Annotated in this window: 22 protein-coding genes and 1 pseudogene; 12 read left to right on the top strand and 11 right to left on the bottom strand. The window is 75.0% G+C overall.

Going from position 1 to position 24,093, the window contains the following annotated elements; genetic code table 11:
- Nucleotides 1-45: 45 nt before the first annotated feature.
- The gene (locus ACWDBB_RS05735; protein ID WP_449788367.1) at nt 46-318 is read left to right on the top strand and encodes a hypothetical protein; all 273 of its coding nucleotides are present in this window, start codon (nt 46-48) and stop codon (nt 316-318) included.
- Between the two features lie 220 nt (nt 319-538).
- Nucleotides 539-1,582 (top strand): sigma-70 family RNA polymerase sigma factor, encoded by a 1,044-nt coding sequence (locus tag ACWDBB_RS05730; protein ID WP_449788366.1) that lies wholly within the window; start codon nt 539-541, stop codon nt 1,580-1,582.
- Between the two features lie 69 nt (nt 1,583-1,651).
- Here the strand turns inward: ACWDBB_RS05730 and ACWDBB_RS05725 are convergent.
- Nucleotides 1,652-1,822 (bottom strand): annotated as a pseudogene (locus tag ACWDBB_RS05725) (STAS domain-containing protein); the annotation flags it as partial.
- A 98-nt stretch (nt 1,823-1,920) separates the two neighbouring features.
- On the opposite strand from ACWDBB_RS05725, the gene ACWDBB_RS05720 reads away from it, so the two are divergent.
- A complete protein-coding gene (locus tag ACWDBB_RS05720; RefSeq protein ID WP_449788365.1) occupies nt 1,921-2,412 on the top strand; it encodes an NUDIX domain-containing protein in 492 nt (163 codons plus the stop codon).
- 123 nt (nt 2,413-2,535) lie between these two features.
- Here ACWDBB_RS05720 and ACWDBB_RS05715 read toward each other — a convergent pair whose 3' ends face one another.
- From ACWDBB_RS05715 to ACWDBB_RS05705, 3 genes are all read right to left on the bottom strand, one after another.
- Nucleotides 2,536-3,297 carry a Clp protease N-terminal domain-containing protein gene (locus tag ACWDBB_RS05715; RefSeq protein ID WP_449788364.1) on the bottom strand — a complete coding sequence of 254 codons (762 nt, stop codon included), beginning with the start codon at nt 3,295-3,297 and terminating at the stop codon, nt 2,536-2,538.
- A gap of 108 nt (nt 3,298-3,405) precedes the next feature.
- Complete coding sequence (locus ACWDBB_RS05710) at nt 3,406-4,149, bottom strand: tyrosine-protein phosphatase (protein ID WP_449788363.1); 744 nt, start codon at nt 4,147-4,149, stop codon at nt 3,406-3,408.
- 173 nt (nt 4,150-4,322) lie between these two features.
- Entirely contained in the window at nt 4,323-4,937 is a 615-nt protein-coding gene (locus ACWDBB_RS05705; protein ID WP_449788362.1) for a VC0807 family protein, read from the bottom strand.
- 999 nt (nt 4,938-5,936) lie between these two features.
- Here ACWDBB_RS05705 and ACWDBB_RS05700 point away from each other — a divergent pair.
- The 4 genes from ACWDBB_RS05700 to ACWDBB_RS05685 all read left to right on the top strand — a co-directional run bounded on the left by ACWDBB_RS05700 (nt 5,937) and on the right by ACWDBB_RS05685 (nt 10,083).
- Nucleotides 5,937-6,827, top strand: a complete 891-nt coding sequence (locus ACWDBB_RS05700) for an RNA polymerase sigma factor (RefSeq protein WP_449788361.1) — start codon at nt 5,937-5,939, stop codon at nt 6,825-6,827.
- Nucleotides 6,824-7,900 (top strand): hypothetical protein, encoded by a 1,077-nt coding sequence (locus ACWDBB_RS05695; protein WP_449788360.1) that lies wholly within the window; start codon nt 6,824-6,826, stop codon nt 7,898-7,900. Before ACWDBB_RS05700 ends, ACWDBB_RS05695 begins: the two co-directional genes overlap by 4 nt.
- A 423-nt stretch (nt 7,901-8,323) precedes the next feature.
- Nucleotides 8,324-9,892 (top strand): protein kinase domain-containing protein, encoded by a 1,569-nt coding sequence (locus ACWDBB_RS05690; protein ID WP_449788359.1) that lies wholly within the window; start codon nt 8,324-8,326, stop codon nt 9,890-9,892.
- 20 nt (nt 9,893-9,912) lie between these two features.
- Nucleotides 9,913-10,083 (top strand): hypothetical protein, encoded by a 171-nt coding sequence (locus tag ACWDBB_RS05685; protein WP_449788358.1) that lies wholly within the window; start codon nt 9,913-9,915, stop codon nt 10,081-10,083.
- Nucleotides 10,084-10,187: 104 nt separating this feature from the next.
- Here ACWDBB_RS05685 and ACWDBB_RS05680 read toward each other — a convergent pair whose 3' ends face one another.
- From ACWDBB_RS05680 to ACWDBB_RS05660, 5 genes are all read right to left on the bottom strand, one after another.
- Nucleotides 10,188-10,709, bottom strand: coding sequence for an ion channel (locus ACWDBB_RS05680; protein WP_449788357.1), 522 nt, complete (start codon nt 10,707-10,709; stop codon nt 10,188-10,190).
- Nucleotides 10,710-10,792: 83 nt separating this feature from the next.
- The gene (locus ACWDBB_RS05675; RefSeq protein WP_449788356.1) at nt 10,793-12,229 is read right to left on the bottom strand and encodes a hypothetical protein; all 1,437 of its coding nucleotides are present in this window, start codon (nt 12,227-12,229) and stop codon (nt 10,793-10,795) included.
- A gap of 149 nt (nt 12,230-12,378) precedes the next feature.
- The gene (gene tatA / locus ACWDBB_RS05670; protein WP_449788355.1) at nt 12,379-12,663 is read right to left on the bottom strand and encodes a Sec-independent protein translocase subunit TatA; all 285 of its coding nucleotides are present in this window, start codon (nt 12,661-12,663) and stop codon (nt 12,379-12,381) included.
- A 240-nt stretch (nt 12,664-12,903) separates the two neighbouring features.
- Entirely contained in the window at nt 12,904-13,473 is a 570-nt protein-coding gene (locus tag ACWDBB_RS05665; RefSeq protein WP_449788354.1) for a methyltransferase family protein, read from the bottom strand.
- Between the two features lie 196 nt (nt 13,474-13,669).
- Nucleotides 13,670-15,220: an MFS transporter gene (locus ACWDBB_RS05660; RefSeq protein ID WP_449788353.1), complete on the bottom strand. Its 1,551-nt coding sequence runs from the start codon at nt 15,218-15,220 to the stop codon at nt 13,670-13,672.
- Nucleotides 15,221-15,303: 83 nt separating this feature from the next.
- Between ACWDBB_RS05660 and ACWDBB_RS05655 the strand changes: the two genes are divergently transcribed.
- Entirely contained in the window at nt 15,304-15,909 is a 606-nt protein-coding gene (locus tag ACWDBB_RS05655) for a TetR/AcrR family transcriptional regulator (protein WP_449788352.1), read from the top strand.
- Here ACWDBB_RS05655 and ACWDBB_RS05650 read toward each other — a convergent pair.
- A complete protein-coding gene (locus ACWDBB_RS05650; protein WP_392914342.1) occupies nt 15,899-16,216 on the bottom strand; it encodes a cupin domain-containing protein in 318 nt (105 codons plus the stop codon). The genes ACWDBB_RS05655 and ACWDBB_RS05650 overlap by 11 nt on opposite strands.
- A gap of 181 nt (nt 16,217-16,397) precedes the next feature.
- Between ACWDBB_RS05650 and ACWDBB_RS05645 the strand changes: the two genes are divergently transcribed.
- Nucleotides 16,398-16,664 (top strand): hypothetical protein, encoded by a 267-nt coding sequence (locus ACWDBB_RS05645; protein ID WP_449788351.1) that lies wholly within the window; start codon nt 16,398-16,400, stop codon nt 16,662-16,664.
- A 90-nt stretch (nt 16,665-16,754) separates the two neighbouring features.
- Here the strand turns inward: ACWDBB_RS05645 and ACWDBB_RS05640 are convergent, their stop codons facing one another.
- Nucleotides 16,755-17,912 carry an acyl-CoA dehydrogenase family protein gene (locus tag ACWDBB_RS05640; RefSeq protein ID WP_449788350.1) on the bottom strand — a complete coding sequence of 386 codons (1,158 nt, stop codon included), beginning with the start codon at nt 17,910-17,912 and terminating at the stop codon, nt 16,755-16,757.
- A gap of 202 nt (nt 17,913-18,114) precedes the next feature.
- Here ACWDBB_RS05640 and ACWDBB_RS05635 point away from each other — a divergent pair, with 202 nt between their 5' ends.
- From ACWDBB_RS05635 to ACWDBB_RS05625, 3 genes are all read left to right on the top strand, one after another.
- On the top strand, nt 18,115-19,320 hold the full coding sequence (locus ACWDBB_RS05635) for a TetR/AcrR family transcriptional regulator (protein WP_449788349.1): 1,206 nt from the start codon (nt 18,115-18,117) through the stop codon (nt 19,318-19,320).
- A 256-nt stretch (nt 19,321-19,576) separates the two neighbouring features.
- Nucleotides 19,577-21,532 (top strand): ATP-binding protein, encoded by a 1,956-nt coding sequence (locus tag ACWDBB_RS05630; protein ID WP_449788348.1) that lies wholly within the window; start codon nt 19,577-19,579, stop codon nt 21,530-21,532.
- A 61-nt stretch (nt 21,533-21,593) separates the two neighbouring features.
- Nucleotides 21,594-23,951 (top strand): hypothetical protein, encoded by a 2,358-nt coding sequence (locus ACWDBB_RS05625; RefSeq protein WP_449788347.1) that lies wholly within the window; start codon nt 21,594-21,596, stop codon nt 23,949-23,951.
- Nucleotides 23,952-24,093 lie beyond the last annotated feature (142 nt).

Genomic DNA, 24,093 nt, shown 5'->3' with positions numbered 1-24,093 from the left:
CGGCCGGCGTCCGTCCGGCCGGTGGCCGACGAAGGGAGGTCGACGATGACCAAGCGAATGCCCGGCAGCACCGCCAAGTTCCGCCAGGGAACGCAGGAACTGCTGGAGCGCCGGGGCATGGCGAGCCCGCCCACCCGGCTGGCACCGGAGCCGAGCGCCGGCACGATGACCCGGACCGCCGCCGGTTTCGGCGCCGGCGGGGCCTTCCGGCACGGCGGAAGGGACGCGCCGGGCACGGCGGTGCACGCGGCCCCGGCGATGCACGCCGAGCTCAAGGGGCACCGGCACCGCGGCGCGGAGAAGCACTCCGCCCACTGAGTCGCGGCACACCGCGGGGCGGGCGGCCGGATCGTGGCCGCCCGCCCCTGGCGTGCGGTCAGGGGGCCTGTCGGGTCGGGCCGCGAGGAGGACCGCCGCCGCCACCCTCGCCCCCGCTGGGCCGTGTGGTGCCGGAGGGGCGCTTGTCAGTGCTGTGCGCTACGTTCCTCCCGTTCACCAGGGCACACGGCACGGCAGGACGACGGGGGCGGGGCGCACCATGACCGACGTGATCACGGAGGAGCCGGTCGAGCTCCAGCTGGAGCGGTACCGCACCGAGCTGACCGGCTACTGCTACCGCATGCTCGGCTCGGTCTTCGAGGCCGAGGACGCCGTGCAGGAGACGATGGTCCGCGCCTGGCGCGGGCACCGGGGCTTCGAGGGGCGGTCCGCGCTGCGCTCCTGGCTGTACCGAATAGCCACCAACGTCTGCCTGGACGCGTTGAACGGCCGCAACAGCCGGGCCCGGCCGATGGACCTGGCCGGTCCGGTCACGGTGGCCACCGCGTACGACACCCAACTGCCCGAGGTGACGTGGATCGGCCCGGCGCCGGACGGCCGGGTGCTGTCCGAGACGGGGGATCCGGCGGACGTGGCCGCCCAGCGCGAGTCGGTGAAGCTGGCCTTCGTCGCCGCGCTCCAGCGCCTCGCGCCCCGGCAGCGGGCGGTGCTGATCCTGCGCGAGGTGCTCGGCTGGAAGGCCGCGGAGGTGGCCGAACTGCTGGGCGTCACGGTGGCCTCGGTCAACAGCGCGCTCCAGCGTGCCCGGGCGGCGCTCGCCGCCGACGACTCGGCGGCCCGGCCGGCACCGGAGCTGGACGAGGAGCACCGCGCGCTGCTGGACCGCTACGTCCGCGCCTTCGAGGCGTACGACATGGACGGCCTCGCCGCGCTGCTGCACGAGGACGTCACGCTCAACATGCCGCCGTTCGCGATGTGGCTGCGCGGTCGGGACGAGCTCCGGGAGTGGATGCTGGGCCCCGGGCACGGCTGCCGCGGTTCCCGGCTGCTCCCGGTGACGGCCAACGGCGGGCCGGCCTTCGGCCAGTACCGGCCGAGCCCGGAGGGCGGGCACGAGCCGTGGGCACTGATCGTGCCGGAGGTGTCAGGGGGCAGGATCACCGGCTTCACCAACTTCCTGGACACCGACGTGCTCTTCCCGCTCTTCGGCCTCCCGCCCCGGCTCGACGCCGAGCCCGCCGTGCCGGCCGAGCCCGCCGTGCTGGCCGAGCCCGCCGTGCTGGCCGAGCCCGCCGCCGGGTAGCTCCGGCAGCTCCGGTGACAGGTCGGTGAGGTCGGCCGGGCCCGGCAGCAGCGCCGAGAGCCCGCTGAACGCCAGCAGTTCGCGCAGCGGGCCGCCGACGTTCCGCAGCACCACGGCCACCCCGTGTCGGGCGGCGGCCAGCCGTAGCCGGGCGAGCGCGTCGACGACGGCCAGGTCGGGGGCGGTGAGTGCGCCCAGGTCGCAGGTCAGGAGGGCGCTACGGTGCGGTGCGGTCGTCATGGTGTCCATGGCGGATAGGACCGTTGAGGCGGCCGGGAGTCATCGGTCGGGTGGCAGAGTGGGGGCGACCGAACCCACTCTGCCCCTGGAGGAGCACCGTGACGACCGAGCCCTTGAAGTCCCGCGAGGAGTGGCTGGCGTCCCTGCCCCGGATCTACGCGGCGGCGGGCTGCCTGCTGCGGGACGAGTCCGGCCGGATCCTGATCGTGAAGGCCGGGTACCGCGAGCACTGGCAGTTCCCGGGCGGCACGATCGACCTCGGGGACGGCCCGGTCGAGTGCGCCGTGCGGGAGTTGGAGGAGGAGACCGGCATCGTCCGGGAGGCGGGCGAGCTGCTGGCCATCTCCTGGACCCATGCCTCGGCCGAACTCGACCACCCTGCCCAGCACTTCCTGTTCGACTTCGGCACCGTCCCGGACGGCACCCCCGTGACCGTCCCGGCCGGTGAGCTGGACGACTACCGCTGGGTGTCGACCGAGGAGGCCCTGGGCCTGCTCGGGCCGGCCCGTTCGGCCCGGCTGCGGGCGGCGCTGGAGGCGGCGGAGGCCGGCCGGGTCCGGATCGTCACCACCAACGTCTCCGGGTTCTGATCGGACGCGGCAGCGGACGGGGGCGCGGAAGCGAACACCGAAGTCGAAGCCGGAGCCGAAGTCGAAGCGCAAGTGCCCTGCCCCGGGCGGTCGTCGTGCCCGGGGCAGGGCATCGGTGGCGACTCACTCCTTCGACTCGGACTCCGGGTTCCGGGCGGCGACGATGGCGGCGATCGCCTCCGAGACGAAGGCCTCCGTCTCGGACTTGTCGACCTTCAGCCCGGCCAGCACGCCCTGGCCGTTCTCCAGTTCCAGCAGCGCGAGCAGGAGGTGCTCGGTGCCGACGTAGTTGTGCCCGAGCTTGAGCGCCTCGCGGAAGGTCAGCTCCATCACCTTCTTGCCCTGGGCGTCGTAGGGGATCAGGGCGGGCACCGTCTGCTCGACCGCGGTCGGCAGAGCGGCGGTGGCCGCCGTGCGGACGGCTTCCGGGGTGACGCCCTGGGCGGCGAGCGCCTTGATCGCGATGCCCTCGGGCTCGGCGAGCAGGCCGAGCAGCACGTGCACCGGGGTGATCTCGGCGTTGTTCGCCTTCCGGGCCTCCTCCTGCGAGGCCACCACGACCTTGCGGGCCCGGGGGGTGAACCGGCTGAAGCCCTGGCTCGGGTCGAGGTCGTTCGGGGTGCCCGGGTCCTTGGGGACGAAGCGCTTCTGGGCGGCCTGCTTGCTGACGCCCATGCTGCGGCCGATGTCGGTCCAGGAGGCGCCGGAGCGGCGGGCCTGGTCGACGAAGTGGCCGATGAGGTGGTCGGCGAGTTCGCCGAGGTGGTCGGCGGCGATGACCGCGTCGGAGAGCTGGTCGAGCGCGTCGGTGTGGACCTGCTTGATCGCGGCGATCAGGTCGTCGAGGCGCAGCGGAGTGGTGTTGGGAGCAACGGGATTCTCCATGCGTCAACCGTAGGTTGTCGATCCGAGGATCGTCAACCATCGGTTGACGATGGTTTCGGAGGTCTTCTTGCGGGTCCCGACGCGCCGAAGGGGCTCCGGCGGCCCGCGTTACGCGGTGGGCAGCAGTCGTTCCCGGACGGCGGCGATCCGCTCGGGCGTGACGCCGGCCGCGAGCAGGTAGCCGACCGGGTCGAACCCGTCGAGCGCGGCGGCCAGGGCGGCCTCGGCGGTGGTCCCGGCCTCGGCGAGCACCGCGTCGATCCGGCGGTACGGGTCGGGCAGGCCCAGCATCCCGTACAGCGGGCGGATGTTGGGGTCGCTCATCAGGTAGTCCTCGGTGATCGCGGACCGTTCGACCCCGGCCAGGGAGAGCAGCAGGAGGGTGGCCAGGCCGGTGCGGTCACGGCCGGCGCCGCAGTGCACGACCACGCCACCGGGGCGGGCGCCGGCGATCACGGAGACCAGCGCGGCGGCGGCTTGCGGGCAGTGGTCCAGGTACGGGCGGAGCGCGAGCGGGGTGCCGTCCAGTCGTCCGTGGGTATCCCACCAGGCGGGGCCGGCCAGTTCGTCCAGCGGGACGCGGACCAGCTCGACGTCCTCGGGGAGCGGGAGGAGCGGCTTGTACTCCTCGGCGTCGCGCAGGTCGACCACGGTGCGGACGCCGTGGTCGAGGAGGGCGTCCCAGCCCTCGGCGGTGAGGCGGTCCAGGTTGTCCGCCCTGACCATCGCGCCGCGGGCGGTGAGCCGGCCGGCGGCGGTGGGCAGCCCGCCCAGGTCGCGGACGTTCAGGCAGCCGTCCCAGACGAGGGTGCGTTCCTCGGTGCTGCTCGGCGCGTACGTCGTCCGGTTCATGGGGTCCCCGTTTTCCTCGGTCGGGGGTCCCGTTACCCCCTCGTTATGAACGACTCCCGGGAGATCCGGATGGTTCCTCGCTGTTCGAGTCCTCGGAACCGGCTGTTCAGCGAAGCCGGAGGGGAGGGGAACCGCGGGGAGGGGAGCGACGGGGAGGAGAGGGTGCGGCGCGCTCAGGCGGCGGTCGGGGCCTCGGCCTCGGCGCGGACCAGCCGCTCCATCGGCTCGACCGCGATCTGGCCGAGCATCGAACCGGCCACGATCGCGCCGATCAGGAGGACGGTGGACAGCCAGGCCATGGTCGACACCGGCAGGGTGAAGGCGCCGACCACCCGGGCCGCGCACTCGGTCAGCAGCGCGGTGCCCCAGATGCCCGAGAACAGGCGCTCGTGGCGGCGGAACGCCCGCGACCCGGCCGCCCGGCCCTCGACCAGCCGCTGCCAGGCGGCGGCGCGCTCCGTCCGGCCCTTGGTGAGGAAGGGCATCAGCATCGGGGTCATCACCGGCCGGCCGATCAGCGCGGAGACCAGGATCGCCAGCGCCACGGTGCCGCTCAGGCCGCCGTCCTTGGCGATCATCAGCCGGGCGTCGCCGGTGACGAAGGTCAGCGCCAGGCCCGCCAGGTTGACGGTCAGCATCAGGGCGGCCCACAGGTTCAGCCTGCGCTCGCCCAGCAGGCCGAGGACGGTCCGGGCGGCCGGGAAGGCGCTGCTCCAGGCCAGCGCGGCGAACTCGCTCAGGCCGAGGGCCGAGTGCAGCAGGTAGTAGCCGGCCAGCGGCGCGGCCACGTCGAGGGGCGAGCGGGCGGAGCCCGGAGACCAGCGGGTTGGGCGTCTTGGCGTGGGCGGCGGTGACGGCCAGGGCGGGAGCGGCGGCGGTGCTGGTGACGGCGGCGGCACTGACGGTCTGGCTCACGGTGGGTTCCTCCCCGGCTGGTGGCCGCGGGCCACTGCCCGCGTCGTGCCTCCAGTCTTTCCGCCGGACCCTCCGTCAGAGCAGTGCCGTCCGTTGCGTCATCCGCGTGACAGTTGTCATGGTGCGCGCCGTGACACCGCCTCCGACCTGCTGCTTTCCTCGCCCCGTCGGGGAGGCGGACTGCCCCCGGGGGCTACTCCCCGACGGGGAAGGCCCACAGCTCGCGGCCCAGGGTGTCCAGGCAGCGGACGGTGCCGAAGCGCTCGTCCCCGGCGGACAGGAAGCCCCGGGCGGCCCCGGCCAGGACGGTCCGGGCGACGCCGTCGCCGCCCGGTGAGGCCCAGGGCGCGCAGGGCGGGTGCGAGGTGCTCGCGCAGGCCCTTCGCGTGGAGCCCGTGGTGCTCGTGGAGCTCGTGGGCGGTCGTCATCGTGGTCTTTCCCTGCTCGTCGTGCTGCCGGTGGCGGTCCCGCCGGGAGCCGTGCCCTGTCGGTGGTGCTCTCCGCGGGGACGGGCCCCTGCGTCGGGGACGGGCCCCTGCCCCGGGGGGAGAGGCCCGCCGGTGGGAGTTCCCCGTCGGTGCTGGTCCCCGGAGGGCCGGCCCAAACCCGGGAGGGGCGTGCGACCGGGGCCGGTACGGGTCGTGCGTGCGCCCTCGAACGGGGGCGGGGTCGCGGTGGCGGGCCGGGAGTGCCGGCGGACCCGGCGTCCGGGTGCGGCGGCGACCGGGTTGCTTCGCCTACCGACAACGTAGGGCGGACGGGCCCGCCCGGGCCGTGGGCGAACGGCGGCAGTTCTCGGGACCTTGGCCCCGGCCGCGCCGGTCGTTCGGCCGGAGCCGAAGTGTTCGCCCGAATGGCGCATCATGTGGCGGGTGCAGAGTGCAGAGCGCCCCGGAGCGGGCACCGGCGGCCCCGTCGGCCGGTCCGGACCAGTACCACCCGACGGCCCGCCACCGGGCCCGGCCTCCGCCCGCCCCGACCTGACCGAGGCGGTCCGGGCCGCGCAGGGCGGCGACGAGGAGGCGTTCCGGCTGCTGTTCCGGACGGTGCAGCCGGGCCTGCTGCGCTACCTGCGGGTGCTGGTCGGAGGCCGGCCGGAGGACGCGCAGGACGCCGAGGACATCGCGTCCGAGACCTGGCTGCAGATCGCCCGGGACCTGCGCGGCTTCTCCGGGGACGGGGACGCCTTCCGCGGCTGGGCCGCCACCGTCGCCCGCCACCGCGCCCTCGACCACCTGCGCGCCCGGCGTCGCCGTCCGGTCGCCGACCTGCCCGTCGAGCAGTTGGCCGAGCTGGCGGCGGGGGACGACACCGCGCGGGCCGCGCTGACCGCGGTAGGCACCGCCGACGCGCTGGCCCTGATCTCCCGGCTGCCGCGCGACCAGGCCGAGGCCGTGCTGCTGAGGGTGGTCATGGAGCTGGACGCGGAGAGCGCCGCCCGGGTGCTCGGCAAGCGGGCCGGCAGCGTCCGGATGGCTGCCCACCGGGGCTTGCGGCGGCTGGCCAAGCTGGTCGAGCCGCTCGCGTCCGGGGGCGGCATCCCGGCCGCCCGGGCCGGCGGACGGGCGGCCCGCGCCGAGGCCGGTGCGGGGCCCGAAACCGCCGGAACGGCCGCCGGAACCACTGCCGGGACCGCCCCCGGAACAGCCGCCGGAGTGAGCGCGGGCGAGGCCGCCGGGCGACCCACGGGGAAACCCGCGAAAAAAAGTTCTCCGCAGGGTGTGACAGAACGCCGGGCCGCGACGCTGAAGGACATGAGATGAGCACCAACCGATCCCGTCGGATCGACCGTGATGCCGCCGAGCAGCTGCTCGGCGGTGCCGTGGGCGGCCCGTCGGCCGGGCAGGACGCCTCGCTCACCGGACCGGACGGCGGTCCCGGGCAGCTCGCCCGGGTGCTCGCCGCGGCCGCCGCTCCCGCGACGGCCGAGGAACTGGCCGGGGAGGAGGCCGCCCTGGCCGCGTTCCGGAAGGCGAGTCTCGCGCCCGACCCGACAGTGACCCCCGTCCGGAGACGATCGATGGCAACCGCCGCGCTGGCCAGGGCCTTCAGCACGAAGGCCACTGCCGTCGTGCTCGGCGCCACCGCGCTGTGCGGGGTCGCCGTCGCCGCCGGCACCGGCAACCTGCCGTCCCCGCTGGGCGGCGGCCCGTCCGCACCGGAGCACGGGCTCGCGGGCGGGGACGCGGCCGGCGGCCCCGTGCCGGCCTCGTCGACCGTCGGCCCGTCCGCGGGCGTGGCCCCGTTCGGTGCCGTGACGTCCGGCGCCGCCCGTCCGTCCGGCGGACCGCAGGCGGTCGTCCCGTCCGACCCCACGACGCCCGGCACCCCCTCGGCCGAGGGGCGCGGCCTGCGAACCGCCGCCCCGCCCGCGCTGCTCGGCCTCTGCACCGGCTTCACCGACCGAACGGCCAAGGGCGAGCACCCGAGCAAGCTGGTCGGCGACCCGCTGTACGGCCCGCTGGTCACGGCGGCCGGCGGCGCGGACCGGGTGACGGACTACTGCAAGGCCGCGACCGGCGACGAGGACGGCGACCACCAGGGCGCCACCACCTCGACGCGGGGGCCCGGCCGCCCCGGCACCGTTCCCGGTGCGGGCGCGGGCAAGGGCCACAGCGACGGCGGCCGGACCGGTGGCAGCGGCAACGGCACCGGCACCGGAAGCGGCGGTACCGGAGGCGGCAACGCCGACGGCGGCGGCAACGGCCAGGACACCGGCGGCGCCGGCAGCAGGCCGGGCAAGTCCGGCGTCACTCTCCCGCCCGCCCCCGGCGCGCAGGACGTCCGCCCGAGCAAGCCCGACCGGTCCGAGAACCAGCAGTCGGCCGAGAGGTAACCCCGAGAACTCCGGGTGGGCGGCGAGCGACTCCCCCCGGGCTCGCCGCCCACCCGGAACAGCACCACCCGCAGTACCCGCACCATCCCGCACCACCCGCGGGAAGCAGCACCACCCGAAGACCCCGGGTGGCCGGTCGGCTCCCCCGTGCCCACCGGTCCGCCCGGCCGGCCCCGGCCGGACCGGTAGGCGCACCCCCGGACGCGCCGCCGGACCGGCCGGCCCGGAAACGTGCGGCCCGCCCGCCCGCAGTCAGGGCGGGCCGCACCCCCGTGCCGGCGGCCGGGGGACCGCTGCCCGGTCCCCCGACCGCCACCCTCCGCCCCTGGTCGGGCCGTTCGGCCCGTACGGCGGTGCGGCTATCGTGCACAGGTGCACGAGGCGGCCCGGGACCCCGGGCAGGGCACGTGAGGGGAGCTCCAGGTGATCGGACGGGCGCTGAACGGGCGTTATGAACTCGTCGAGTTGCTCGGCGTCGGCGGCATGGCCACCGTGTGGCGCGGCGTCGACCGGGTGCTGGGCCGTCAGGTGGCCGTCAAGGTGCTCAACGGCGGCCTCGCCGACGACCCCCGCTTCGCCGAGCGGTTCAGCCGCGAGGCCCAGCACGCGGCCATGCTGGCGCACCCGAGGATCGTCATGGTCTTCGACTCCGGCGTGGACCAGGGCACCCCGTTCATCGTCATGGAGCTGGTCAGCGGCCGTTCGCTGGCCGCCCTGCTGGCGGAGCGGCAGGCGCTGCCGGTGGAGCGCGCCGTCGGCATCGCGGCGGCGGTCTGCGAGGCGCTGTCGGTCGCGCACGCGGCCGGGCTGGTGCACCGGGACATCAAGCCCGGGAACATCATGATCACCGACGACGGCGGGGTGAAGGTCGTCGACTTCGGCATCGCCAGGGCCGGTTCCTCCAACAACCTCACCCAGACCGCGAGCGTGCTCGGTACGGCCGCCTACCTCTCGCCCGAACAGGCCACCGCCTCGGAGCTGGACGGGCGGACGGACCTGTACGCGGTCGGCTGCGTGCTCACCGAGATGCTCACCGGCGCGACCCCGTTCACCGCCGACACCCCGGTGGCGATCGCCTTCAAGCACGTCAGCGAGCAGCCCCTGCCGCCGTCCGTCCGCCGCCCCGGCCTGCCGCCCGCGCTGGATGCGGCGGTGCTGCGGCTGCTGGCCAAGAACCCGGCCGACCGCCCGGCCGACGCGGCCGCCGCACGGGCCGAACTCCTCACCACCGTGCCCGGGTTGATGGTCGGCGATCCGACCGCCGAACTGCTCGCGAACACCGCCGGGGCCGAGACCCGGTTCCTTCCGCCCGTTGCCGCCGCCCCCTCGCCGAACCAGCAGCACACCACCGTGCTGCCGCCCCAGCCGCCGGCCGCCACCTCGGTGATGGCGCCGGTCCCCACCCCCGCCCCGGCGCCGGCTCCCGTCCCCGCCCCCGCCCGCGGCCGGCGCAAGCCGCTGGTGCTCGGGGCACTGGGCGTGGCGGGCCTCGCCGGGGTCACGGCGCTGGCCCTCACCGCCTTCGACGGACCGGCCGAGGGCGCGGCCGCCGCCAAACCGGCCGCGGCCACCGCTGCGGCGGTGACGCCCACCACCCAGGCCACGACCCCCGCCCCGAAGGCCTCCGCGCCGACCTCGGCGGCGCCCACCACCACCGCGCCCTCCGCGCCCCCCGCGCCCACCTCGGCCGTCCCGCGCAACCAGCCCGCCGCGCTGCAGATCCAGTCCTTCCGTCAGGCCGTCGCCCAGGCCCAGGTCGGCAAGGAACGGGACAAGCAGGCGGAGCTGCTGAGGATCCTCGACACCACCGCCGCGCGCCTCAACGAGGGCAACCCGGACGACGCCGCCCAGGAGCTCAGGAACGCCCAGAAGGTGGTCCGGGACATGGGAAAGAAGCACGCCGTCGACGTCCCGACGTACGCCAGCTGGAACACCCGCCTCTCGGCCCTGTTCGCCACCCTCCACACCGCCGCCGACCTCCAGGACGACTGACGGTCCACCAGAACGGGCCCGTGCTGACGATCGGATCCCTCACCCTCGGCGTCTGCGGCGTGTCCCGCGCCGGCGCCTTCCGGACGGCCGCCCTCGACCACGTCCCGCGCGGCGGCCCGGTCGGGGGCGACCGGACGGTCCTCGCCCCGGCCGGCAACCGCTCCTGCGTGATCGACACCAGCCGCTCCTGAGTCCACCGCCTTGTCCACAACCTGTGGGCAAGGCGGTGGGTCCGACCCGGCTCCACGGCCCGTGCAGGCCGCTGGTACGGGCCCGCCCGCGCCGGCCGGCGGGTTCACTCCTGCTTCCGGATCCTCCGCTCGACGTTCCCCCGGATCGCCTGGGACGCCGTCCCGGCCGCGGCCGCGAGGAACACGAAGTTGTACCCGATCTGGATCGTCACCACGAGCCGGGCCGTCTGCCCCGCCGGGGTGATGTCGCCGTACCCCACGGTGGCCATCGTCACGACCGTGAAGTACAGCGCGTCCAGCCGGGTCTCCAGCCCGGCGAACTCCGCTTTGCGCGAGCCCAGTACGAAGTACGTCCCCGCGAAGATGGTCAGCGCGAGGAAGATCAGGAAGATCAGCCAGACCACCGGCCGCTTGGCGGTGCCCCGCATCACGCCGATGATCTTGGCCAGCATCAGCCAGCTCATCCCGACGAGCGCCCCCACGAAGGCCAGCCAGCTCAGCCGCGGCCGGCGCTCGCCCAGCCACTCCAGCGGCAGGACGAAGTACCCGACCATCAGCAGCGTCGACGCGCACAGCAGCCAGAACCAGGCCCTCAGGTCGGTAGGCGGCGGCGGGTTCTCGGACATCCCGTCCAGCCTCGCCGCACCTGCTCCCGCCCGCCCTCCCGCCTGCTCCGACCGGGCGAGCCCCGCCGGACCCGGGCTCCCCTTCAGGCCACCGGCCGAGGAGGCCCGGCCCGCTCGGCCCGTCCGGCCCCCGGTTCGTCCAGCAGCTCCAGCACCGCCAGGACGGCGAGCAGCCCGAGCGCCAGACAGAGTGTCACCAGCACCGTCGGGTAGCTCCACAGTACGAAGGCCAGTGCCGTGAGCGCGACCGCCAGCCAGCCCAGCGGGGCCTTCCAGCGGTGGACGAACCGGCCGACCGGCCCGAGCCGCAGGCCGGCCCGTCCGGCCACCCGCCGTACCCCGCCCAGCCCGGCGCGCCAGCCGCCCCGGACGGTGCGCGCCCAGCGCCCCGGGCCCGTGACCCAGGCGCCGAGCGCGACCAGCAGACCGAGGGTGACCACCACCCGGACGGCCGAGCGCAGGTACCGCACCAGGGTGTCGTACACCGCCTGGGCGGCCGCCTGGTCGACGTCGGCCGGCAGCCGGTCCAGGTAGACGGCCCGGAACACGCTCAGCCCGACGCCCAGCAGCAGCGCCCCGCCCGCCATGCCGAGGGACGCCACCACCACGGCCCGGCGGCGCCGCGCGGCGAGCAGCACCCCGCCGAGCGCGCAGGCGCCGGCCAGCACCGGCACCCAGAACCCGGCCAGGTTCAGGATCCGCAGGGTGGTGCGGATCTCCGGCAGGGCGTCGGACTGCACCAGCGGGTAGGAGGTGTGGATCTCCGGGATCCGGGAGGCCAGCGGGATCCCCTGGTCGACCAGCTTGGACTTCACCCGGGCGATCACCGGGGCGAGGTCGAGCACCACGGTGTCGCCGTGCACCTCGACGGCGCCGCCGCCCTGCCCGGTCACCATCTGCACGACGGCGGCGTGCGCGTCCCGGTTGGCGTCCGTCCAGAGGGTGACGAAGGCGTCGCTGTCCACCAGCCGCTCGACCTGGGTGTGGACGAAGCCGCTGAGTCCGCCCTCCAGGGCCTGGCCGACGCCGCCCAGCAGCGCGCCGAGCTTGGGCTTGTCAGCCGGGGCGAGGCCGTCGAGCAGCGAGTCGAGCGGGAGCTTCTTCATGATCTCCGCGGTCGCCCGGTCGGTGACGGCCGCCTTGATCCGGGGGTCCTCGGCCAGCGGGGCCATGGTCGCGAGGTAGCGGTCGGTGTCGCTGATCTCGGACCTCGCCCAGAGCGCGAGGGCGCCGAGCGGGGTGAGCACACAGGCCAGCACGATCAGCAGGGCGGCGAGGAAGGAGCGCACCAGGTGCCGGGGCGGGCGCGCTGCCGAGCCGGCCGCCAACTGCTCGGCGAGCCGCGCCTCCTGGGCCTCGACGGCGCTCAGCCGGGCCCGCAGCTCGGCCAGTCCGTCACCGGACCCGTCACCGGGACCGTCGCCGGGACCGTCGCCGGACCCGTCGCCGGGACCGGAACCGGCACCGGGCTCGCCCTCACGCTTACCGTCGCGCTCGCCGCCGGGCTCGTCGGTGGGCATGCCGGGACTCCGTTCCTCCGGTGGTGCACCCAGGAGACAACGGATCAGATCGGACGGCCAGTCGGGAGGGGCCGGATGCCCGGACGGCCCCGGAACGCGGAAAGCCCCTGGTGGGTCACCAGGGGCTTTCCGGAGTCACGGAGGCAGGATCAGGCGGCCGTCTCGGGCCGCTTGGTCTCGGTGGCCTTGGTCACGTTGGTCGGCGTGACGGCCGGGCGGTCGGCGCTCTGCTGGGGAGCGGCGGTGCTCTGCGCGGTACCGGCGGCGTCCACCGGGGTGTCGTCCTCGCGCATGGCCTTGGTCTCGGCCTTCAGGATGCGCATGGACTTGCCCAGGCCACGGGCCATCTCGGGCAGCTTCTTCGATCCGAACAGCAGGACTACGACCGCCAGCACCACGAGAATGTGCCAGGGCTCAAGACCGTTCCGCAGCATCCCTGGCCACCGGTCCCTTCTTGTCTAGAGTCATGGCGGGCGCTAGCGCCCGTGCTGGCCAGTATGCCTGGCCCTGACGGAGAACGGATACACCGGCCGGGAAACGCTGGCCAAAAACCAGGTGCCGTTCAGGCGGATCGCGAGGACCGCGGTGCCCGGCTGGCCGAATACGGGTGCCGAAGCTCACATGCGCCGCTCGTGTCGGTGCGTTCGGCGCGTTCACCGGTGCGTTCGGCGCGTTCAGTAGACGAACGGCACCAGACGCTTCGACACCCGACGGTACTCCTCGTACTCGCTGCCGAAGGCGTCCAGCAGCAGCCGTTCCTCGGCGGAGATCCGCCAGCCGTACCCGGCCAGCAGCAGCGCCGCGGCCACCAGGGCGGCCACCCAGCTGCCGGTGCCGACCGCGTAGCCGGCCCAGACCAGCAGGCTGCCGGTGTAACCGGGGTGCCGGATCAGCCGGTACGGGCCGCCGCGGACCAGCTGCTGGGTCTCCACGGTGCGCAGGGTGCGGGTGTAGTACCGGCCCAGGGTGCGCATGCCCCAGGCCCGCAGCGCCAGCCCGGCGGCCACCATGGCGACCCCGAACCAGCGTGCCCAGGCGGGCAGTTCGCCGATCCCGGCGTGGTCGAACAGCACCACGACCAGGACCGAGGCCGGGTAGCAGCCGAGCAGCAGCCGGGTCGACCCGCGGTCGCGGCGGTCGGCGTGCCAGGTGCCGGCGGAGGCGTCCTCACGCCGGCGCAGCAGCAGCTCGTAGGCGATCCAGCAGAGCAGGCCGAAGAGGGAGAGGAGGGAGGGCAGGGACATCAGGGCTCCCGGCGGTCGGATCCGAGGTGTGCCTCCACGGTCCTCCGACCGGGCCGCCGGCACACCCACCCGGGGGTGGACCCGCCGCGATCCTCCGACCGGGCCGCCGGCACACCCACCCGGGGGTGGACCCGCCGCGATCCACCTCCGGGTGGAGTTCCGGCGGGCCGTGACTCGCGTGGATCGGCCGGGTGGGTCAGACGGTGGCGGGCTCGGGGGCGGGCGCGGTGGTGGCGGCCGGGAGGTGGCGCATCAGGCGGTAGGCCAGGGTCGCGGCGCCCAGTGCGAAGACCAGGCCGACCACGGCCGCGACGTGCAGGCCATCGGTGAAAGCGGTGCGGGCGGTCTCCAGCAGGTCGGCGCCGACCCGGCCGGGCAGGTGGCCGGCGACGGTGACCGCGCCGCCGAGGGTGTCCTGGGCGGCCCGGGCGGCCTCGCCGTCGACGCCGGCCGGGAGGGCACCGTCCAGCCGGTGGCGGTAGACCGCGGCGCCGGCCGCGCCGAGCAGGGCGATGCCGAGCGAGCTGCCGAGCTCGACGGCGGTCTCGGAGGTGGCGGAGGCGGCGCCGGCCCGTTCGACCGGGGCGGCGGAGACGACCATCTCGGCGGTCATCGTCATGGTGCCGACCGTCCCGGCGGCCAGCACGCCCGCCGCGGTGAGGATGAGCGCCAGCGGGGAGTGCGCCCCGACCCGGGTCATCATCGCGAAGCCCGCCGAACCGACCAGGAACCCGCCGCCCATCAGCACCGCCGGGCGGACCTTCCCGGCCAGCGCCGAGCTGATCCCGACCGCCGCGCCGACGCCCAGGCTCGGCACCAGCGACCAGAGCGAGGCGGTCAGCGGGCTCATGCCCTTGACCAGCTGGAGGTACTGCGAGGTGAAGAGCGAGAAGCCCATCATCGCGAACATCGCGATGCTGTTGACGCTGATCGCGCCGCTGAAGGTGCGGATCCGGAACAGGCTCAGGTCGAGCAGCGGGTCGGCGGCGGTGCGCTGGCGCCGGACGAAGGCGGCGGCCAGCAGCAGCCCGACGGGGATGGCGAGCCCCGGCAGCGGGCTCCAGCCGTCGACGGCGACCGTCTTGACGCCGTAGACCAGCGGCAGGATCGCGGCCAGTGAGAGCGCGGCGCCGAGCAGGTCGAAGCGGCCGGTGCGACCGGGGGAGCGGTACTCGGGGAGCAGGACGGGCGCGGCCAGCAGCACCAGGGCCATCACCGGGACGGCGAGCAGGAAGGCCGAGCCCCACCAGAAGTGCTCCAGCAGCAGGCCGCCGGCGACCGGGCCGAGGGTGGCCCCCGCGGTGAGGACGCCGCCCCAGGCGCCGAGGGCGATCTGCCGCTGCCTGGGGTCGTGGAACATGTTGCGGATCAGCGCGAGCGTCGAGGGCATCACGGTGGCCCCGGCCGCGCCGAGCACCGCGCGGGCCGCGATCAGCTGGCCGGCGTCGTGCGACCAGGCGGCCAGCAGCGAGGCGCCCGCGAAGCCGGCGGCGCCGATCATCAGCAGCCGGCGGCGGCCGATCCGGTCGCCCAGGGCGCCCATCGTGATGAGCAGCCCGGCCAGCAGGAACGAGTACATGTCCATGATCCACAGCTGCTGGGTGCCGCTCGGCGCCAGCGTGGTGGAGATGTACGGGACGGCGAAGAAGAGCACACCCATGTCCATGGTGAGGACGAGGGTCGGGAGCAGGAGGACGGCCAGGCCGATCCATTCGCGGCGGCCTGCGCGGCCGGTGGTTGCGGTCATGGGGTAGACGGTACGAATGTGTCAGACGCCTGTCTAGTACAAATGTGCAAGACATCCGTCCAGGACTTCCGTAGGATCAGGGCATGGGAAACCGCGAAGACCTGATGGCCGGCGCCAAGCGCTGTCTGTACGAGAAGGGCTACGGGCGCACCACCGCCCGTGACGTCGCGACCGCCTCCGGCGTCAGCCTGGCCGCGATCGGCTACCACTTCGGCTCGAAGGAGGCGCTGCTCAACGCGGCGATGATCGAGGCGATCGGGGAGATGGGGGCGGCCATGGGAGCGGTCGTGATCGCCGCCAACCGGGTGTCGGACGACCCGGAGGTGCGCTTCGCCGCCGTCTGGGACGGCCTGCGGGGCGTCTTTGTCGAGCACCGCGGGCTCTGGGCGGCCCAGTTCGAGGCGCTCGCCCAGGCCGGGCACGCCCCCGACCTGGCGCAGGCCTTCGCGGAGGCGCAGAAGGAGGGACGGCTCGGGCTGGCCGCCGTGTTCCAGGGGGTGTCCGAGGTGCCGGACACCGAGGAGGAGGTCGCCCGCGGGGCCTTCTGCCAGACCCTGCTGGCCGGCTACTGCGCCCAGTGGCTGGCCGCGCCCGAACTCGTGCCCAGCGGGCAGGACTTCCTGCGCGGACTGCGGCTGGTCAGCGACAGCGTGTTCAACCCCGTGGAGCCCCCGCCCGCTACGCGGTGACGGCGGTCAGCAGCACCACCGAGTCGACGTGCGCCAGCAGCCCGTGCCGCTCCTGCGGGACGGGCTCCAGGTGGCCGGCCGGCAGTTCCAGCCGCCGGCCGGCGATGGTCAGCGAGACCCGGCCGCGCAGCACTTGGACACTGCCCGCGGTGGGCGGGTTGTGCTCGTCCAGTGCGGTGCCCGCGGTCAGCGCGATCACGGTCTGCCGCAGCATCCCGTCGTGCAGGACCAGGTGGGCGCTGCGCCCGTGCGGACTCTCGGCCGCCCGGGCGGCGTGCTCCACGGCGAGCTGTTCGAGATCGGGCATCGCGCCTCCTCCTCGCTCCGGGTCCGGGCGCACTCCGTGTGCCCAGGGTCGCGGACGCCCGGGCGGCCCGCACCCGGAGGCGCCGCGCCCTGATCCGACGGAATCCAGGGGGGCCGGCCCCGGCCGTCCCGCCCGAGCAGTCCGAGGTGCGGCCCCCGCCGACTGCCCGCATCGTGGAGGCATGGCGACCAACCAGAGAATGTTCAGCGGTTTCCAGGTCAACCGTCCGGTGCTGGCCGGCGGCGTGGCGCTCACCGCGATCGGCACGGTGCTCAGTGCGGCCGGGGCGACGATGGTCTGCGTGGCCCTGCTCGCCGCGGGGCGCACGTGGGTGCGCGGCCTGGAGACGCGACCGGCCGCGATGGCCCAACGGGCCCTGCGCGAGGCGCGGGTGGCGTCCACGGCGGGCTGGGAGGCCTGGCGCGCCGAGCACGGCTCGCCCAACTGATCCGGGACGGCCGCCGGTGAGGGTGCCGGTACGGGTACGGCGGGCCGCCCGAGGGCGACCCGCCGCAGCGTTCGAATGGCCTGAACAGCCCTACAGGCCGAGCGACTTGGCGATGATGCTGCGCATGACCTCGCTGGTGCCGCCGTAGATCCGGAACACCCGGTTGTCGGTGTAGAGCCGGGCGATCGGGTACTCCAGGATGTAGCCGTAACCGCCGTGCAGCTGAAGGCACTTGTCGATCACGGTGGAGGCCGACTCGGTGCAGAACAGCTTCGCCGCGGCCGCGTCCGCGACGGTCAACTCGCCGTTCTGGTACAGCTCCAGCGCCCGGTCCACCATCGACTGCTGCGCCACCACCTGGGCCTCGCAGTCGGCCAGGGTGAACTTGGTGTTCTGGAACTCGGCGACCGCCTTGCCGAACACCTTGCGGTCCTTGACGTACTGCACCGCGAACCGCACCGCCGCCGCGGCCGCCGCGTACGCGCCGACGGCGATCGCGAGGCGCTCCTGCACCAGGTTGTGGGTCAGGTAGGAGAACGCCCGGCCCTCCTCGCCGAGCAGGTTCTCCACCGGCACCCGGACGTCGTCGAACGCCAACTCGGCGGTGTCCGAGGTGCGCAGGCCGATCTTCTGGAGCTTGCGGCCGACGGTGTAGCCCGCGGAGGCGGTGTCCACGCAGAGGATGGACAGCCCGGCCCGGCGGTTCTCCGGGTCGTGCGGGGCGGTGCGGCAGACCACCAGGACGAGGTCGGCCAGCACGCCGCCGGTGATGAAGGTCTTGGCGCCGTTCAGGACGTAGTGGGTGCCGTCCTCGGAGAGCCGCGCGGTGGTGGAGATGCCCGCGAGGTCGGAGCCGGCGCCCGGCTCGGTCATCGCGATCGCGGTCATGATGTCGCCGGAGACGAAGCCGGGCAGCCAGCGCCGCTTCTGCTCCTCGTTCGCGTACTCCAGCAGGTAGGGCAGCACCAGGCCGGTGTGAACGCCGGAGGAACCGAAGCTGACGCCCGCCCGGGCGGTCTCCTCGGCGATCACCGCCTGGTACTTGAACCCGCTCTCGCCCGCGCCGCCGTACTCCTCCGGCACCTCGATGCCGTAGACGCCGAGCGCGCCGAGCTGCCGGTAGAAGTCGCGCGGCGGGTGGCCCTCGGCCTCCCAGCTCTCGTAGACCGGGACGACCTCGTTGGCGATGAAGTCCCGGATGGTCTCCCGGAAGGCCTCGTGGTCCTCGTTGAACACGGTGCGGCGCACGGCGGCGCTCCCTTCGACGGCACCGGCCGGAGCTGCCGACCGGAGCGGAACATGCCTGGTGATGGCCCCACAAGTTAATCGGGGCTAGCTTCGGCTGTCCAGAGTCGGCCGGGGGTGAAAAGCCCGTGGGGAAAGGCCTGGAGGGGCGTGAAGTGAATCCTTGCTAGCCTTCCGTCGACGCTCGCAGGAGAGGGGGCCCGCCATGATGGTCCGACGGCCGCCCGGGCGGCGCGCCCAGATCCTGGCCGTGGCCGCCGACCGCTTCCACCGCAGCGGCTACCACCAGGTCTCGATGACCGAGGTCGCCGCCGGCGTCGGGATCACCGCGCCGGCGCTCTACCGGCACTTCCGCGGCAAGCCCGAACTGCTCGACCGGGCCGTCCTCCTAGGCCTGGACGCGCTCGCCGAAGGCCTGCGCGCGGCCCGTACCACCGCCGACCTCGGCACCGCGCTGGCCGCCGTGGCGGTCGGCCACCGTCCGCTCGGCACCCTGGTGCAGCGCGACGCCCGGCTGCTGCCGCCGGCCCGGCGGGCGGCGCTGCGCCGTGAACTGCGCGCCGACGTCGCGCTGATGGCCGCGGTGCTGCGCGCGGAACGGCCCGAACTGGTCGCTGAGGACGCCGAATTGCTCTGCTGGTCGGCGCTCTCGGCCTGCGCCGGGCTGTCCTACCAGTCGGCGGCGCCGCAGCCCCGGCGGGCCGAGGCGCTGCTGCGCGAGATGGTCGCGGCCGTCCTCGCGGTCCGCCTGGACGGTGCGGTTCCCCCGGACGGTGCGGCCACAGGGTCCGTCGGCGTACCGGTGCCGCGGCCGGTGGCGCGGCCGGCGCCGGAGCCCAGAGCGCGGGCGCGCCGGGAGGAGCTGCTCGCGGCGGCCGTGCGGCTGTTCCACCAGCGCGGCTTCGACAACGTCAGCACCGACCAACTCGGCGCCGCCGTCGGCATATCCGGCCCGAGCGTCTACCGGCACTTCGACAGCAAGGCCGAGCTGCTCGCCGCCTCGCTGGTGCGCAGCCGCGAACGGCTCTGGCACGAGGTGGACGGCGCGATCCGGGCCGCCGCCGGGCCCGGGGCGGCGCTGGAGGCCGGGCTGGGCGCGTACGTCGGCTTCGCGCTGCGCAACGGCGACTACCTGGGCGCGATGCTCAGCGAGACGGAGCGGCTGGCCCCGCCCGACCGCCGGGCCGCGGTGGACTTCCGTCGGGACTTCCTGCGCACCTGGGTCGGACTGCTGCGGCAGGTGCGCCCCGGGTACGACGCGGCGACCGCCCGGATCCGGGTGCACGCGCTGTTCGCGCTGGTCAACGACGGGGTGCGGAACCGTCCGCACTGTGCCCGGCCGGACCTCGGGGACTGCCTGCTGCGGCTCGGTCGGGCGGTGCTTGGTGTTCCCGGGGAAGGGGCGCCCTGAGCGGCGAGCGGCGAAGCGGCGCAGGGGCGTGGCGGAGGAGGACGTGGGGGTAGTGGTCCCGCGCGTCGGCGCCGCGGTCGGACCGGGTGGTGCCCGCGTTCCCGTCGTCGCCCTGCCGGGCGTCGGCCGTCCCGCCGTTGCTCTGCCGGGCGCCGACGTTCCCGCCGTCGGGGCCGTCACCGCGAGGCCGTTGGGCTGGTGGCCTGCAGGAGAAAGAAATGGTCGACGGATAGTCGCACTGGCACACTGAGGACCCATGTCTGATGGTGCCCCGCCCGAGCCCACCCCCGACGAGGAGCTGCGGACGACCGAGGTCGATCTCGGCGGCCTGGTGAACGTCCTCGCCACCCACCTCTACTCCACCCCGCTGGTCGCCCTGCGCGAACTCGTCCAGAACGCCCACGACTCGCACACCCGCCGGCTCCTGGAGGACCCGGACGGTGACCACCGCCCACTGATCCGGGTGCGTGCCGACGCCGCCCGGCGCACCGTCGCCATCGAGGACACCGGCGCCGGCCTCACCGAACCCGAGATCCACTCCTACCTGGCCACCGTCGGCACCGGCTACACCCGGATGCTGCGCGAACTGACCGGGAACCAGGAGCTGATCGGCGCCTTCGGCCTGGGCTTCCTCTCCGCCTTCTCGATCGCCGACGAGGTCACCGTCACCACCACCTCGCACCGCGAACCGCGGCTCGGCCACCGCTACCGCAGCCGCGGCGGCGAGCAGTACCAGGTCGATCCGGTGCCCGCCCGGCCCCACCCGGGCACGGTGGTCGAGCTGGCGCTCAAGCCCGAGCACGGCCACCTCGCCGACGAGGACGTCCTGCGCGACGTGCTCGGCCGCTACTGCGTGCTGCTGTCGATCCCGGTGTACGTCGGCGCGGACGAGCGGCCGGTCAACTCCGTCGAGGTGCCCTGGCGGCAGCAGGCCCTCCCGTCGCCCACTGCCACCCCCCGCCGGGACGCTTCGCGCCGCCCCTCCGACGGCGAGCAGTACGCCGCCCGGATGCGCTTCGCCGCCGCGTTCGGCCGCCGCTTCGAGCCGCTCACCGCCTTCCCGGTCCAGCCGGTCGAGGGAGTGACCGACGCGGTCGGCCTGCTCTGGGTCCAGGACGGCGGCAGCTACGGCACCAGCGACAACCGCGACCTCGCCGTCTACCTGCGCGGCATGCTGCTCGCCGAGGACGCCCGCGACCTGCTGCCCCGCTGGGCCGGGTTCATCGGCGGCGTGGTCGAGTCCAACCGGCTCACCCCCACCGCCAGCCGTGAGGACCTCCAGCGCGACGAGCACTACCACGCGCTCCGGAAGGTCCTCACCGACGCCATCGTGGACGGCCTCTACGAGACCGCCCGGTTGCGGCCCGCCGCGTGGCGCCGCATCCTCACCCGGCACGGCACCGACCTGCTCGGCGCCGCGCTCTGCGACGAGCGGCTGTTCACCCTGCTCGCCGACGACGTCCCGGTGCCCACCTCCCAGGGCGACCTCACGGCCGGCGCGCTGCGCGCGGCGGGCGGCGGCGCGGTGCACCTCGCGATCGGCAGCGGCGGCGGCTTCGAGGAGATGCTGTACCGGGCGATGCGGGTGCCGATCGCGCGCGGCGACCGCTACGCCGTGCGGCCGTTCCTGCACCGCTACGCCGAACTGCGCGGCTGCCGGGTGGTCGAGCTGGGCAGCGAGAAGGGCGACCGCGAGCTGTTCCGCGACCCGGAGCACCCGCTGCCGCAGCACGAGGCGGCCTGGCTGGCGGGCGCCCTCGCCGACCCGGGCGAGCAGCTCGTCCCGGCCCGCTTCGACCCGCCCGGCCTGCCGCTGGTGCTGGTGCCGGACCGCGAGGCCGAGCTGAAGGCCAGGATCGAGGACGACCAGGCGGACGCCCGGATCCCGTCCGCCGCCCTGCGGCTGGCCCGCGCCTTCACCGCCCGCACCGACGGCGGGGTCCGGGCCCGGCTGTACCTCAACCTGGACAGTCCGGCGGTCCACGACCTGCTCGCCGCCTACCGCGCCGGGCACACCGGCAGCGCGACGGCGGCCGGGCTGCTCCGCTCGATCAAGGTGATCATGGCCGCGGCCTCGTCCGGCCCGTCCGAGGGCGACCTCACCACCGCGCTGAACGGCATCGGCACGGCGGTGTCCGCCCTGACCGCCGCCGTCCCGGCCGGTCTGCCGGAGGTCCCGGACAGCCCCGGCGTCCTCTCGGAGGAGCCGTGACGGACGGACTGTCAGTGGGGTGCGGTAGACAACTCATCAGCACGACGCAGGGGGAACGGGCATGACCACCGACATCTGGGCCTGGGTGCGCGACACCCACCGGCAGCTCGCCGAGGCCGGCCATCACCGGCTGGCCGACGCCATCGTCGAGCTGCCCGAGCACGCCACCGAGGGGCGCAACGAGCAGCTGGACGCGCTCTACCCGGAGGCGGTGGCCGCCGCCCGGGCGCTCGGCCTGCCCTGGGTCGAGGTCTACCTGCGGCACTGGCGGATGCAGAACCTGCTGAACAAGCGCCAGCAGGGCGAGGCGGTGCTGCCCGAGGCGGTCGACCTGCTGGACTTCGCGCACCGGGAGGAGACGGCGGGCTGCCCGCAGTCCGTCTGCGTGGTGCAGGACTTCGCGATCTGCCACGCCCGGGTCGACGGACCGGGGTACGTGGCCGAGCGCCTCGCCGTGGTCGGCGAGACGCTCGGCCGGATCGAGCCCGACCGGGCCTGCTACGACTGCCTCTCCCGCGAGTACTCCGACGCCCTGGAGGACGACGGCCGGGCGGGCGAGGCGCTGGACCACCTGGACTCCGCGGCCAACCGGATGCGGGCGGCCGGCCAGTCGGTCTCGCTCCGCTTCCACCAGGCCCGGGCCGGCACCCTGCACCTGCTGGGCCGGCACGAGGAGGTGCTGGAGCTGCTGGACACCGCCGAGCGGGCCGAGCAGGCGCAGGGGCGCCGGCTGGACGAGCGCGACCAGCGCTGGGGCGCCCTGCTGCGGGCCCGCGCCTTCGCCTCGCTCGGCCGCACCGAGGAGGCGCTCGCCCTGCTGCCCGAGCGGGCCGAGGCCGAGCGCCACGCAGACCTGCGCCCCGCCTGGACGCAGACGGTCGAGCTGCTGGTCGCGGCCGGAGCACGGGAGAACGACGCCGAGCTGGGCGCCGTCCTGGCCGGCTGGGTCGGCTACCTGGACGGCGTCGGCGCGCACCGCCCGTGCGTGGACCTGCTGCTGGCGGCGGGTCGGCTCGCGCTCGCCCGGGGCGCCCGCACGGTGGCGCTGACGCTCGCCGCGACGGGAGAGCGTAAGCTCACCCGGTTGCGTCGTACCGACGGCGTGTCGGAGCAGGTCGCGGCCCTGCGCGCGGCCGCCGAGGCACTGCCGGAGCCCGAGCTGCCCGTCCCGCCGGGCGAGCTGACGGCGCACCTGGCCGAGACCGGGGTGCCCTACGAGACCGGCGCCGACCTGCTCTCCGTCGCCCTGGACCGGTACCGGGGTGAGCAGGCCGGCGCCACCGGGCTGGCGGTGCTCCTGGCCACCGTGCTGGGCGGCCTCGGCCACGCCCGGGCCGCGGCCGAGCTGCTGTGGCGGTACGTGGAGCAGGACGCGGCGGACCGCGAGCTGACCGGCGCGCTCGGCGAGATGCTGATCGAGGCCAGGGACGCCGAGGGCATCCGCCGGCTCGCCGACCGGGTGTCCGCCACCGCCCCCGCCGACGGGCACTGGATCCGCGCCCGCTGGGCCGCCACCGAGGGCCGCTGGGCCGAGGCGCTGGAGCGGTGCCGGACGATCCTGGCACTGGACGACGAGGTGATCAACACCCGCCGCCTCGCCGCCCACGCCGCCACCGAGCTGGGGGACCACGCCACCGCGCAGCGGATGTACCTGGAGCTGTTGGAGCGCGCGGCGCCGGCCGACGGCGCCGCCGAGGGGGAGGGCCACCGGCAGGTCCAGGAGCCGGACCTGTGGCACCTGATCACCGCGGCCACCGCCAACCGCGACTGGGCCGTGGTCCGCTCCACCGGCGCGCTGCTCGACATCGAGTTCGACGAGCCCGAGGGCCCGGTGGACGAGGAGTGGCAGCTCGTCACCATCCGCGCCACCCGGACCAACGGCGCCACGTCGGACCTGCCCGCGCTCCGGACGGGCCCGGCCACCGCCCGCATCCTGCCGGTGCTCGGCGACGACCTCACGCTCAACCACGGCGACGTGGTGGTCTTCGCCCCGGCCCTGCTGGAGCGCCCGCCGGCCGAGGACGCGCCCGAGGAGGAGCGGCGGCACTGGCGCCCGGTGTTCGAGCTGCTCACCCTGCTCGACCCGGCCGGGTACACCACGTACTGGATCGACGGCGCCTGGCCCGGGGACGAGCGGTGGTCGGCCCTGCGCGAGGAACTGCACGACGCCGGCTACGCGGTCTGGGTCTACAGCGGGGACCAGTACCGGATCACCGACCCGGCGGACGGCGGCGACACCCTGCCCGGCGTCTACGCGGCCCTCGGCGTGCCGCCGACCGCCTCGGCCGCCGAGGCCGACGCCCTGCTGCTGCGGCTGACCGACGGCCTGGCGCACCCGCTCGCCTGGCCGGCGCTGGCCAAGGCGGCCGGCGCGGACCTCGCCCGGCACGAGGAGACGGTCGAGCGCTACGGGCTCTGACCGCCCCCGACCACGCGGCCCCGGTGGGCCGGCCCTCCCGGGCCCCCGCCGGGGCCGCGTGCTTTCCGTCCGCGTCCCGTCCGCGTTCCCGGCTGCGTCCCGTCCGTGGTCCCGGCCAGGGAACCATCCGGCCCCCCGCCGA

The sequence above is a fragment of the Kitasatospora sp. NPDC001095 genome (assembly GCF_053598615.1).
The sequence above is the reverse complement of the archived record's forward strand: the minus strand, read 5'-3'. Positions and strand labels throughout refer to the sequence as shown.